The sequence below is a fragment of the Buchnera aphidicola (Macrosiphum gaurae) genome (assembly GCF_005080965.1).
GTDB classification, from domain to species: Bacteria; Pseudomonadota; Gammaproteobacteria; order Enterobacterales; family Enterobacteriaceae; genus Buchnera; species Buchnera aphidicola_S.
Window position 1 is genome coordinate 224177 of record NZ_CP034867.1, and the last position, 13883, is coordinate 238059.

Consider the following 13883-nt stretch of genomic DNA (forward strand, 5'->3'; position numbering starts at 1 on the left):
AATAGTGTATAAAAATAAAATTTTTTAGACTGAATTTAATTTAATTGTTAAATACATATAATGTATAAGGAATTTGTACCATGTCAGAACGTTTATATAATGACGTGGATCCAATTGAAACTAGTGATTGGGTGCAAGCTATTGAATCTGTTGTTCGTCAAGAAGGTCGCAAAAGAGCTCATTTTTTAATTGAACAAGTTTTAAAAAAATCTAAAATTGATAGAGTAGAATTCTTTAGATGTTTTTTTACTAGTGATTATGTTAATACTATTTCTAGTGAAGACGAATTTGAATATCCTGGAAATCTTATTTTAGAAAAGCGTATTCGCTCAGCAATTCGCTGGAATGCTATAATGATGGTATTGCGTGCGTCAAAAAAAAATTTAGAATTAGGTGGACATTTATCATCTTTTCAGTCTTCTGCCACAATATATGAAGTATGTTTTAATCATTTTTTTAGAGCTAAAAATGATAATGATGGAGGCGATTTAGTTTATTTCCAAGGCCATATTTCTCCAGGTATTTATGCCCGTTCTTTTTTAGAAGGACGTTTATCTGAAGCACAACTCAACAATTTTAGACAAGAAGTTGATGGAACAGGATTGTCTTCTTATCCTCATCCTAAATTAATGCCAAATTTTTGGCAATTTCCTACTGTATCTATGGGTCTAGGACCAATTTGTGCTATTTATCAAGCAAAATTTTTAAAGTATTTGCAAAATCGAGAACTAAAAAATACTTCAAAACAAATAGTTTATGCTTTTTTAGGTGATGGTGAAATGGATGAACCAGAATCTAAAGGTGCTATTTCTATTGCTGTTCGTGAAAAATTAGATAATCTAATATTTATAATAAATTGTAATTTGCAAAGACTAGATGGTCCAGTAGTAGGAAACGGAAAAATTGTAAATGAATTAGAAAGTTTTTTTTATGGTGCAGGATGGAAAGTTATTAAAGTTATATGGGGAAGCAGATGGGATTGTTTATTAAAAAAAGATAAAACTGGAAAATTAGTTCAATTAATGAATGAAACAATAGATGGAGACTATCAAACTTTTAAATCTAAAGATGGTGCATATGTTCGAAAATATTTTTTTGGTAGATACAAGGAAACATATGAGTTAGTTAAAGATATGACTGATGAAGAAATATGGAAATTAAATAGGGGAGGACATGATCCTAAAAAAATGTTTAATGCATTAAAAAAAGCAAAAGAAACAAAATACAAACCAACAGTTATTTTAGCACATACTGTGAAAGGATATGGTATGGGAATAACTGCAGAAGGTAAAAATATTGCTCATCAAATAAAAAAAATAGATATCAATGGAATAATGCATATTCGAGATCGTTTTAATATTCCCATAAAAAATGAAGATATAAATAAATTGCCATATATGACTTTTAAAAAAAATTCTGAAGAATATTGTTATATGCATTTACAACGGAAAAAATTAGATGGTTATATTCCTTTTCGTTTATCTCGTTTTACTAATCAATTAGTTTTACCAGAGTTAACAGATTTTCAACTATTGTTAGGCGAACAAAAAAAGTATATTTCTACAACTATAGCTTTTATACGTGTTTTAAATATTATCTTAAAAAATAATTCTATAAAAAATCTTATAGTACCCATTATTGCTGATGAAGCACGAACTTTTGGAATGGAAGGACTATTTCGTAAAATTGGTATTTACAGCTCTAGTGGTCAAAAGTACATTCCTCAAGATCGAGAACAATTAGCATATTATAAAGAAGAAAAAAAAGGTCAAATATTACAGGAAGGGATAAATGAATTAGGTGCAGCTTCATCTTGGTTAGCTGCTGCAACTTCTTATAGTACAAATAATTTTCCTATGATTCCTTTTTATATTTATTATTCAATATTTGGATTTCAAAGAATAGGAGATTTATTTTGGGCTGCTGGAGATCAGCAAGCAAGAGGTTTTTTAATTGGTGGAACTTCAGGAAGAACTACTTTGAATGGCGAAGGATTGCAACATGAAGACGGACATAGTCATATACAATCTTTAACAATTCCTAATTGTATATCTTATGATCCCGCTTTTGCTTATGAAGTTGCTGTAATTATACAAGATGGATTAAGGCGTATGTATGGTCCTTCTCAAGAAAATATATATTACTATATCACTACAGTTAATGAAAATTATTATATGCCTGCTATGCCTATCGGTGTAGAAGAAGGTATTTGTAAAGGAATTTATAAATTAAAAACCTTACATGGTAATAGCACTGTGTTAAAAGTACAGTTATTAGGTTCTGGTGCTATTCTCCGTTCTGTTTGCGAAGCTGCAGAAATTTTATTAAAAGAGTATTCTATTACAACAGATATATATAGTGTTACTTCTTTTACAGAATTAGCAAGAAATGGTGAAGATTGTGAACGATGGAACATGTTAAATCCTAACAAAAAAAATAAAATAGCATATGTTAAACAAGTCATGAACAAAAATCCCACTGTTGCAGCTACTGATTATATGAAATTATTTGCTGAGCAAATTCGTCGTTATATTCCATCTTCAGAATATCATGTATTAGGAACTGATGGTTTTGGTCGTTCAGATAGTCGTGAAAAATTACGCAATCATTTTGAAGTTAATGCACATTATATTGTTATAGCTGCTTTAAATTTATTAGCTAATATAAATAATATTGAGAAAAAAGTAGTAGAAGATGCAATTTTTAAGTTTAATATCAATCCTAATAAAATTAATCCGCGTTTAGCTTAAGAGGTAAAAAACAGTGGATATAGAAGTCAAAATGCCTGACATTGGTTTAGATAAAGTAGAGGTAATAGAAATATTAGTTGATATTAATGAAAAAGTAAAATTAGAACAAGGATTAATAACTGTAGAAGGAGACAAAGCTTCTATGGAAATACCCTCACCCATATCAGGTGTAGTAAAAAATATTTACATAAAAATTGGTGAAAAAATTACAACTAATTCGCTTTTAATGATGTTCGAAGTTGATCGAATCGATTCCTTAAGCAAGAAAAAAGAAAATTATTTAGAAAATTATTTAGAAAAAGATATCAATATAAATTTTAAAAAAAAAATCAAAACAGACATTTTATTTCATGCAACCCCAGTTATAAGACGTTTAGCACGAAATTTAAATATTAATTTATCTAGTGTGATTCCCACCGGTCCTAAAAATCGGATTTTAAAAGAAGATATAGAATTGTATCAAAATCATTTAAAAGAAAACATTTTAGAAGAAAACAATACAATTAATATCAACAATTATAATAAATTCAACACAGAAGAATTAGAATTAAGTAGTATTCAAAAAATAACAGGTGAGAATTTACATCGGAATTGGACAACTATACCTCATGTCACACAATTTGATGAAGTTGATATTACTGTATTAGAAAAATTTCGTCAAAAATATAATAATGAAAAGAAAATTCACAATAAAATAAGTAATAATATTACGATATTAGTTTTTATAATCAAAGTAGTAGCACATGCATTAGAAAAATTTCCTATTTTTAATAGTTCTTTTATTTTGAATAATAAGAAAATTATTTTAAAAAAATATATTAATATCGGATTTGCTGTAGATGTAAATAATGATCTATTTGTCCCTGTATTAAAAGATGTTAATAAAAAAAATATTGAACAATTATCTTTTGAATTGCAGTTGTTGTCAGAAAAAACTCGAAAGAGAAAATTAAATACTTCAGATATGACAGAAGGATGTTTTACTGTATCTAATTTAGGAGGTATTGGAGGTAGTTGGTTTTCTCCAATTATCAATGCACCTGAGATAGCGATTCTTGGTGTTTCAAAATCTCAAATCAAACCATTATGGAATGGAAAAGAATTTGTCCCATCTTTAATGTTGCCATTATCTTTATCTTATGATCATCGCGTAATAAACGGAGCTTATGCTGCGCGTTTTATTACATTTATTGGCAAGCTGTTATCTGATATACGCTTATTAATTATGTAGTTTTTAAATATATTCAATATTATTTTTTAAATTAATTTATAGGGGGTTATAATGCATCAAAAAATTTATACACAAGTTGTAATTATTGGATCAGGTCCCTCGGGTTATTCTGCAGCTTTTCGTTGTGCAGATTTAGGTTTAGATACTATTTTAATAGAACGTTATAACAAATTAGGAGGTGTTTGTTTAAATGTTGGTTGTATTCCCTCAAAAACATTATTGCATATAGCTAAAGTAATTAAAGAAGCAAAAGAATTACATAAAGCAGGTGTTTTTTTTAGTGAACCAGTAATTGATATTGAAAAAATTAAAAATTGGAAGGAAAATGTCATAAACAAACTAACTAATGGTTTGTCCAATATGAGAAAAAAAAGGAAAATAAGAATTTTCGAAGGAAATGCTGTTTTTGAGACTAAAAAAAGTATTTTTGTTACGAATAAAGAAGATCAATTTACTATTTTCTTTGATAATGCAATTATTGCAACAGGTTCCAAGCCGATTAAAATTTCTTCAATACCGAATGATGACACGAGAATTTGGGATTCAACTGATGCTTTATCACTTAAAATGATACCAAATCGTTTTTTAATTATAGGTAGTGGAATTATTGGTTTAGAAATGGCTACAATATACAGTGCATTAGGTTCACAAGTTGACGTTATTGATCGATTTAATCATTTTCTTCCTTCAGTAGATAAAGATATTACTGATGTATATATAAAATCTATTAAGCAGAGATTTAACTTAATGTTAAATACTCATATAGATAAAGTCGAACTTAAAAAAATAGGATTGAAAGTAGACATTGTTCAGGAAAATATTACTAAAAAAAATATGTTTTATGATGCTGTGCTAGTAGCGATAGGAAGGATTCCTAACATTGACGGATTAAAATTAGATAAAATAGGATTGAAAATCAATAGTTTTGGTTTTATTGAAGTAGATAATCAGTTAAAAACAAACATACCTAATATCTATGCTGTTGGTGATGTTACTGGTACACCTATGTTAGCTCATAAAGGAGTACATGAGGGTCATATCGCCGCAGAAGTTATTGCTGGTAAAAGACATTATTTTGAACCTGTAGTTATTCCATCGATAGCATATACAGAACCGGAAATTGCTTGGGTAGGATTGAATGAAACGCAAGCTAAAAAAGAAAATATAAATTATAAAGTTGCAATTGTTCCTTGGAGCGTATCAGGTAGAGCTATTGCTTCAAATTCTAGTATAGGTATAACAAAGTTAATTTTTAATAAAGATAATAATAAAATTATTGGTGGTTCTATAGTAGGCACAAATGCCGGTGAACTAATTGGTGAAGTTGCACTAGCTATTGAAATGGGGTGCGATGCTGAAGATATTGCATTGACTATTCATGCTCATCCTACTTTATATGAATCTATCGGATTATCTTCAGAAATTTTTCAAGGCACAGCAACAGATGTATTAAATTCTAAGTTTCACAAATAATTATTGATTTTTTAAAATATTCTATTTTTATTTTGCATTAATAAATTTCTCTTAGAAAAAGAAAAGATTATAGAAATTAAGCTTCTATAATCTTTTCTTTTTCTAAAAAAATATGTTATTCTGAAGAATCTATCATAGATATATTTCTCCCATAATAGATTTCACGCATTTCCCTCCAGAGTAAGTTAACAATATAAGAACGTTCTTCTTTTTCTAAATCTTCTAGATGAATGTTAAATAAATAATTTTTTAAATCAAATTCTCTTAATAACATTCGAGTATGGAAAATATTTTCTTGAGATATGTTTACATCAACCATATCATACATGGATTTTATATCATTTGACATAAAATTTTGAATCGAATTTATTTTATGGTCAATGAAATGTTTTATACCGTAAATATCTCTAGTAAATCCTCGAACACGATATTCAATTGTAACAATATCTGACTCTAATTGATGTATAAGATAATTCAAAGCATTGAGAGGTGATATAATTCCACATGTTGAAACTTCTATATCAGCTCGAAAAGTACAAATACCGCTTTGAGGATGACTCTCTGGATATGTATGTACACAAATATGACTTTTATCTAAATGTGCAAGTACAGAAGATGATATAATATTACTGTTTAAAACATTAATTTTTTCTATATTAATAGGTTCTTCACATACCAGAATTGTAACACTTGCGCCTTGAGGTTCATAATCTTGATGAAATATGTTTAAAACATTAGCACCAATAATTGAACAAGTTTCTTTTAAAATTTTAGTTAATCGAATAGCATTATATTGTTCATCAATATAAGCAATATAACTATTACGTGAATCGTTAGTATTCGCATAGCAAATATCATAGATACAAAAACTTAGGCTTTTAGTTAAATTATTAAAGCCATATAATTTTAGTTTTTGCAATTTAATTGCTCTCCTATGAAAGGATTTTTAAATTTTATTTAATGCATTAAGAATGTATTGAGGTAAATGAAAACTACTTATGTGAATTTTAGCATTATAGTAATTAAAAGTTAATTTCGTATATTTTATGCGTGTTTGTATTTCTTTTAAATTATTTTCATGTGACTCTATATTATTAGTACCCCATGCAAACATCATTATTCCACCATAATAAGTAGGGATATTTGCTTGATAAAATTTTGTATAATGAAAATATTGATTTAAATTTTTATAAGTAAGAATAGTTTCATCTTTTTGAAGAAAAAAAACGCCATTTTGTGATACAAAAATACCATTTTTTTCAAGACAATTCTTACAATTAAAATAAAATTCTGATAGAAATAAATTTTTTCCACAACCAACAGGATCTGTAGAATCTGATATGATTAAATCAAATTTATCTTTCGTGTTTTTCGTGAAATTTAAACCATCGTCAATAATTAATTTTAAACGAGAATCTTGATAAGCATTATTACTATGGTTAGGGAAATATTTTTTACATAAATCAATAATATTTACATCAATTTCCACCATAGTAATATTTTCAATAGTTTTATGTCTACATACTTCGCGAAGTATACCTCCATCACCTCCACCTATTATTAATACGTTCTTTATTGAACCATGAGAAAATATAGGAACATGAGTGAGCATTTCATGATATATAAATTCATCACGTTCAGTTGTTTGAACAATATTGTCTATTGCCATAACTTTTCCAAACACAGCATTTTCAAAAATCATCACTTTGTGATGAGCAGTATTTTTTTTATATAACAATTTTTCAATTAAAAAATATTGTCCAAGATGACAATAAAGTTTTTCATGCCATGTGTTTTTTTGATCCATGGTTATATTTGTATATCCTATAAAATGTAATGTTATAGATTGTTTGGGATTAATAAAAAATTACGAGTATTGTGAAATAGTAGATTTTATTTTCGGAATTTTAAAAAGAAGGATAATAATTCTTACACATATAAATTCCTTTTTAAAAATAACTTAATCACTTATATAAATTTTTATAAAATTTTTAAGAAAGTGAAAGTTATGAAAAAATTATCTTAATAGAGGTTATCAAAAATAATATAAGAATGCTATTGTTTATTAAGTGGATTACATGATATTTATATATTAATTAAATTTTCTAGAATTATTTTTACAAACTTAACAAGTTGACATGATGCAAATGAAACATTTTTTTTAAAATTTAGAGTAGCATTATTATCAGATGCATCAGATATAGATTTTATAACAATAAGAGGAATATTAAATTTGTAACAAACTTGAGCTATTGCCGCAGATTCCATTTCAACAGCTATTGCAGAGGGAAATATTTTTTTTAAAAATTTCATACGTGAATTTTCTCTGATAAATGAATCTCCACTAATAATAAGTCCTTTCGTGAATTTTAATTCATGTTTATAAGATTTTTTTTCAAAAAAATTATATATTTTTTTATTAATTGTAAATTTTTTGGGATATTTAGGTATTTGTCCTTGAAAATATCCAAAATTTGTTAAGTCTACATCATAATAACATGTTTTTTGAGGTATAATAATATCACCAATTTTTAGTTGTGAATTTAAACTTCCAGCGGAACCACTATTAATAATTATATCTATTTTAAAAAAATTAATAAGAATCATAGTTGCAATGCTAGCAGAAACTTTACCTACACCTGATTTTATTAAAAAAATATCATTTTTTTTGAATGTTTTTATATAAATTTTGTAATTTCTAACCATTCTCTCTGCATATGGATGTATTATTTTCTTGAGTATTTCAGTCTCTTGACTGATAGCACCTATTATTCCAATTTTCATTTTAATATTATATATATTTAATAATTTAAAGTTAAATAAGATTATTTGATCTATCTTCTAGTGTTTAAATACTGAATGATGAACCGCATCCACATGTATTTTTTGCATTCGGATTAGAAACTATAAACTTAGAACCTTCTAGATTTTCTAAGTAATCTATTTGGCCACCGTATAAATACTGTAAACTAATAGGATCAATAATTAATGAGACATCTGATTGAGTAATGATAATATCATCTTCGTTCATTGATGTATCAAAAACAAACTGATATTGAAAACCGCTGCATCCACCACCATTTATATAAATTCTTAATTTTAAATTAATATTTTTTTGGATTTTAATGAGATTTTTTATTTTTTTAATTGCTTTTTCAGTGAATGTGAGATAATCTTTAAAAGATTTTTTCATTTTTATTTTGTTCTCAAATTTTTTTAAATAAATCTATTTGACATAAATATTCTATTATAATTTTATCATAAATAAAAATTTTTTAAAAATTTTATTTATATCCATTTTGAATTCACAATATATCCGTGCGCCGATAGAGAATTTAGTCATTATTGGCGCAGGTTATCAGAAATAATAATATTATTTATTACGAATTAATTCAATGTTTTTAAAGATTTTTTTTAAATAATTTTAAAAAAATTAATCTGCTTTTTTACGAAGAAAAGATGGGATGTCTAAATATTCTGGTTCTTTATTGTTTTTTTCTTCTGAATTCTTTATTTCTTTTTTGATAATTTTCTTATCGTTTTTTGTTGAAGATACATTTAAATATTGATAACGATAATCCATCAAAACTTCTCGAGAAGATTTATTTTTTATTTTATTAATATCTAAATTTTTTTCCATTCCAATTCCAGTAGCGACAACTGTTACACGAAGAGAATCGTTCATATCAGGATCTAAAGAAGTGCCTATAACAACTGTTGCATTATCTGAAGAAAAAGATCTAATAGTATTTCCGACAGTTTCAAATTCATCTAATTTTAAATCAAATCCAGCAGTAATATTGACTAATACACCACGTGCACCAGACAAATCTATATCTTCTAGTAAGGGGCTAGATATAGCTATTTCTGCTGCTTCTTCTGCACGATTTTCTCCAGAAGATATTCCCGTCCCCATCATTGCATATCCCATTTCTACCATTACAGTACGTACATCAGCAAAATCTACATTCATTAATCCAGGTCTTGTAATTAATTCCGCAATACCTTGTACGGCGCCTTTTAAAACATTATTAGCTGCACTGAAAGCGTCTAATAAAGAGATCCCTCGACTGAGAACTTTTAATAATTTATCATTAGGAATTGTAATTAAGGAATCTACATATTTTGATAGTTCGATTATACCTTGTTCTGCTACAATCATTCTTTTTTTACCTTCAAAATTGAAGGGTTTTGTGACTACAGCAACAGTAAGTACACCTAATTCTTTTGCAATTTCTGCTACTACAGGAGCAGCTCCAGTTCCAGTTCCACCTCCCATACCAGCTGCTATAAAAACCATATCAGAACCATCTAATGCAGATTTTAATAATTCTTTATCTTCTTCTGCTGAGGTACGTCCAATTTCTGGATTAGCTCCAGCACCTAATCCTTTTGTTATATTATTCCCTATTTGTATAGTTTGTCCTACTTCTATTTTTCTTAATGCTTGCGCGTCAGTATTAACTGCAAAAAATTCTACTCCTTCAATACGTTCTCTAACCATGTGTTCTACTGCATTTCCACCTCCGCCTCCGACACCAATTACTTTAATTATTGCGTTATTACTTAATTCTGCAGGTTCAAACATGATTGGTTTCCATTATATATCTATTTTTTATAAAGTTTTAAGTATAATATATTTTTAAAACTCTTTTTTAAACCAATTGTTAATTTGTTTAAAAATTTTTTCAAGAAAAGAATCTTCTTTTTTTTTCTTATCGATATTTATATAAGATTCTTTTCCATAATGTAATAAACCAATTACTGTGGAGTAATGTGATGAAGTTATTTCTTCTATCGATCCAGAAACATTAAAAGGTTTAGCGATACGAATTTTTTTATGAAAAACTTTTTCTGCGCAGTCAGTTAAATGTGAAATATTTGACCCACCTCCAGTAAGTACTATACCGCTTAATAACTCATATTTTTCTCCTATTTTATAAAGTTTTTTTTGTATATAAACAATTTTATCTTGTACTAGAGATAACAATTCAATATATCTTGATTCGATTACTTCTATTAATAGATCGTGTTGTAAAGTTTTTTGAAAATTACTATTTATATCAGAAAAATCAATGTTTTTTGACGTCCCCAAAAAAGGTTTTTTTGTAGATCCGTATTGAATTTTCATATTTTCTGATTCATAGTAAGAAGTACTAAAAGCATATGAGATATCGCTAGTTACAATATTCCCAGCATATGGTATAACTTGGCTATATTGTATAGATCCATTAATATAAATAGTAAAGTCTATTGTTCCTCCACCTATATCGATCATACATACGCCAAGATTACATTCATCTTCAGTTAAAACAGCTTTACTTGAAGCAAGACCTGAAAAGATGACTTGATCAACTTTTACATCACATTTTTCTACAGCTTTAATAATATTTTTTATCATATTTTTATGGCAAGTAATTAAATGCACTTTTACTTGCATGCGTACTCCAGACAAACCTATAGGGTTTTTTATTCCAGATTGTTGATCAATAGAGTATTCTTGAGGTATTACATGTAATATTTGATGTTCGTTAGGAATTTTAACAGATTTTGCAATGTGTATTGCATTCTCTAAGTCTTCTTTTGTTACTTCATCTTCAGAAATTGGAATCATACCTATTTCATTTTGAGAATTAATATATTTATTAGATAAAGACAGATATACGGAAGTAATTTGACAATCTGCCATAATTTCAGCTTTGTTAATAGATTCCTGTATACATGAAACTATTGAATCTAAATTATTAATTCTTCCTTTATCTATTCCTTTAGAAAAACAAGTTCCTAATCCAATTATTTTAATCGTATCATCTATTAATACTTCTCCTACCAAAGTGACAACTTTAGTAGTACCAATTTCTAATCCGACTACTAATTTTCTATCTTTTGATATGATCATTTATTTTTTAGCCTGTACTATATTTCTTTGTTTATTACTTTTTTGGTAAATTAATTTCTTTTTTTATATCTATGTAAAATATCAAAATCAATAGTCGTACTTTTAAAAATAAACTATTTTAATTAATTTTATATTTAAATAAATATTAATTTTTCATGTTTAAAATTAATAATACTAGTTCATCAAATGATATTCCCATTTCTTTTGCAGAAATTGGAACTAAACTTCTATTTGTCATTCCAGGTATAGTATTAACTTCTAGCAACCAAAATTTGTTTTCATTATCTAATATAACATCAATTCTTCCACATCCACTGCATCCTAATGTATTCCATGCTAAGATTGCTATCTTCTTTAATTCCATTTCTTGGGTTATGTTTAATCCACTTGGACATGAGTATTTGGTAGAGGAAGATATATATTTAGCACTATAATCATAAAAATCATTATTAGTAGAAATATGAATAGAAGGTAGTGCTTTTCCACCTAAAATAGATACTGTATATTCTTTTCCTGTTATAAATTTTTCAATAAGAATATTATCATCATAATCAAAAGCTATATTTATAGCATTACTGAGTTGCTTAAGATGAGATACTAGTGTTATGCCTACACTCGATCCTTGATTATTTGGCTTGATTAAGACAGGAAATCCTAATTTTAATATTTTTTTTATTATGATTTTGTAAAACATTTCAAAATTTTTTTTTTTGAAATATAAATATCAGGTGCTGTTAAAAGACCCCGAGATTTCCATAGTAATTTAGTTCTAAATTTATCTATAGAGATTGAAGATGCCATAATTCCACTTCCTGTATAAGGAATTTTCAAATATTCTAGCACTCCTTGAATACTGCCATCTTCGCCACCTTTTCCATGTAATGAAATATATACTTTATCAAAACCTTCTTGTTTTAATTGCGTTATAAAATAATCACGTGTATCAATAGGATATGCGTTTAATTTAGATTTCAATAAACTATTAAGAACAGCATATCCTGATTTAATTGAAATTTTTCTTTCAGAAGATGTTCCACCCAATAAAACTGCTATTTTTCTGTTCATTTTATCACTTTCTTATTTTTTTAATTAATATTTTATGCATTATTGTATCTATGTTTCCGGCACCTTGTATTAAAATAATATCATTTCCATTTAATTTAGAAACAAGAGCATCTAATATTAGATTATGATCAGAAATAAAAATTACATGATTTTTACCCGACTTTTTTATATCATTAAACAGTGAAAGACTATCTGCTCCAATAATAAATTCTTCATTTGCAGAATATACATTTAATATTAAAAGAATATCAACTTGAGATAAAATTTGAACAAAATCATGATATAAATTATATGTTCTTGTATAGCGATGGGGTTGAAATATCATTATCAAGTTTTTATTCGGCCAACTCATTCTTATTGTTTTAATAGTTTCAGATAATTCTGTTGGATGATGTCCATAATCATCTATTAACATGCAATTAGTATTATTGCTAATATCTTTTTGAATTGAAAGAAATCCTAGGAATTCAAATCTTCTACAAGTACCTTGAAATTTTTTTAATGATGCAATTATATTATGACTTTTTACTCCCTCATGTATTGCGAGAGCAATAGCAGCTGCTGCATTTAATGCATTATGTCTACCAGGTATATTTAATGTTAAATTTAATTTTTGTTTATTTTTGAAAACAATTTGAAAATTACCAAGAAAATCATTTTGTTTATAGCATGAAATGCGTACATCTGCATTTTTATTGAAACCATATGTAATTACTTTGCATTTTATATTAGGCAAAATATCGCAAATAGCGCTGTTATCTATACACACTATAGCAGTTCCATATAATGGAATTTTTTTTAAAAAAATTAGAAAAGTGTGCTTTAATTTTTCAAAACTATTGTCATAATGATCTATATGATCAATTTCAATATTAGTTATAATCACTATTTTTGGATTTAAATATAAAAGAGAAGCATCACTTTCATCTGCTTCTACAATAAAATAATGAGAAGAACCTAATTGCGCATGAGAATTAATTGATTTTATTAAACCACCATTAATGACGGTAGGACGTAGACCACTTTCAATAAAAATATCAGAAATCATTGACGTTGTAGTAGTTTTTCCATGCGTGCCAGAAATCGCTATTCCGTATTTAAAATTCATTAATATTTCAAGCATTTCTGCTCTTAATAATATAGGAATATTATTTTTTTTAGCAGCAATAATTTCTTTATTTTTTGATGAGATAGCACTAGATTTAATAATAAAATCAATGTTTTGAATATTTTCTTTGGAATGTTTAAAATATATAGTTGCACCTAGACTAATTAACTTTTCTGTAATCAAATTTTTAAATAAATCAGAACCGCTAATTTTATATCCTAACTTTAATAAAATTAAAGCAATACCGACCATTCCTGTACCACCAATGCCAATAAAATGAATTTTTTTATTTTTTTTTTCAGAAATAAAAAAGTTAATTTTTTTTATATCTTTTACATTCATACTTTGATCTTTTTA

At 26.8% G+C, this 13883-nt stretch carries 10 protein-coding genes and 1 pseudogene; 3 read left to right on the forward strand and 8 right to left on the reverse strand.

The window, feature by feature from the left end; genetic code table 11:
• The first annotated feature begins 80 nt into the window (after positions 1 to 80).
• The 3 genes from aceE to lpdA are packed head-to-tail and all read left to right on the forward strand — an operon-like array spanning position 81 to position 5454.
• A complete protein-coding gene (gene aceE / locus D9V72_RS01035; protein ID WP_158354712.1) occupies positions 81 to 2750 on the forward strand; it encodes a pyruvate dehydrogenase (acetyl-transferring), homodimeric type in 2670 nt (889 codons plus the stop codon).
• Between the two features lie 13 nt (positions 2751 to 2763).
• Entirely contained in the window at positions 2764 to 3981 is a 1218-nt protein-coding gene (locus tag D9V72_RS01040) for a 2-oxo acid dehydrogenase subunit E2 (protein WP_261979226.1), read from the forward strand.
• A gap of 51 nt (positions 3982 to 4032) precedes the next feature.
• Positions 4033 to 5454, forward strand: coding sequence for a dihydrolipoyl dehydrogenase (gene lpdA, locus D9V72_RS01045; RefSeq protein WP_158354714.1), 1422 nt, complete (start codon positions 4033 to 4035; stop codon positions 5452 to 5454).
• 115 nt (positions 5455 to 5569) lie between these two features.
• Here the strand turns inward: lpdA and speD are convergent, their stop codons facing one another.
• The 8 genes and pseudogenes from speD to murC form a co-directional block, all read right to left on the reverse strand.
• On the reverse strand, positions 5570 to 6373 hold the full coding sequence (gene speD, locus D9V72_RS01050) for an adenosylmethionine decarboxylase (protein WP_187308303.1): 804 nt from the start codon (positions 6371 to 6373) through the stop codon (positions 5570 to 5572).
• Between the two features lie 27 nt (positions 6374 to 6400).
• A complete protein-coding gene (gene speE / locus D9V72_RS01055) occupies positions 6401 to 7261 on the reverse strand; it encodes a polyamine aminopropyltransferase (protein ID WP_158354718.1) in 861 nt (286 codons plus the stop codon).
• A gap of 278 nt (positions 7262 to 7539) precedes the next feature.
• Entirely contained in the window at positions 7540 to 8238 is a 699-nt protein-coding gene (locus D9V72_RS01060; RefSeq protein ID WP_158354720.1) for a 5'-methylthioadenosine/adenosylhomocysteine nucleosidase, read from the reverse strand.
• Positions 8239 to 8302: 64 nt separating this feature from the next.
• Positions 8303 to 8647, reverse strand: a complete 345-nt coding sequence (erpA, locus tag D9V72_RS01065) for an iron-sulfur cluster insertion protein ErpA (RefSeq protein WP_158354722.1) — start codon at positions 8645 to 8647, stop codon at positions 8303 to 8305.
• A 240-nt stretch (positions 8648 to 8887) separates the two neighbouring features.
• Complete coding sequence (gene ftsZ, locus D9V72_RS01070; RefSeq protein WP_158354724.1) at positions 8888 to 10042, reverse strand: cell division protein FtsZ; 1155 nt, start codon at positions 10040 to 10042, stop codon at positions 8888 to 8890.
• A 54-nt stretch (positions 10043 to 10096) separates the two neighbouring features.
• Complete coding sequence (gene ftsA / locus D9V72_RS01075; RefSeq protein ID WP_158354726.1) at positions 10097 to 11353, reverse strand: cell division protein FtsA; 1257 nt, start codon at positions 11351 to 11353, stop codon at positions 10097 to 10099.
• Between the two features lie 145 nt (positions 11354 to 11498).
• Positions 11499 to 12418: pseudogene (locus D9V72_RS01080) on the reverse strand (D-alanine--D-alanine ligase).
• Between the two features lie 4 nt (positions 12419 to 12422).
• Entirely contained in the window at positions 12423 to 13868 is a 1446-nt protein-coding gene (murC, locus tag D9V72_RS01085) for a UDP-N-acetylmuramate--L-alanine ligase (protein ID WP_158354728.1), read from the reverse strand.
• Positions 13869 to 13883: the final 15 nt, after the last annotated feature.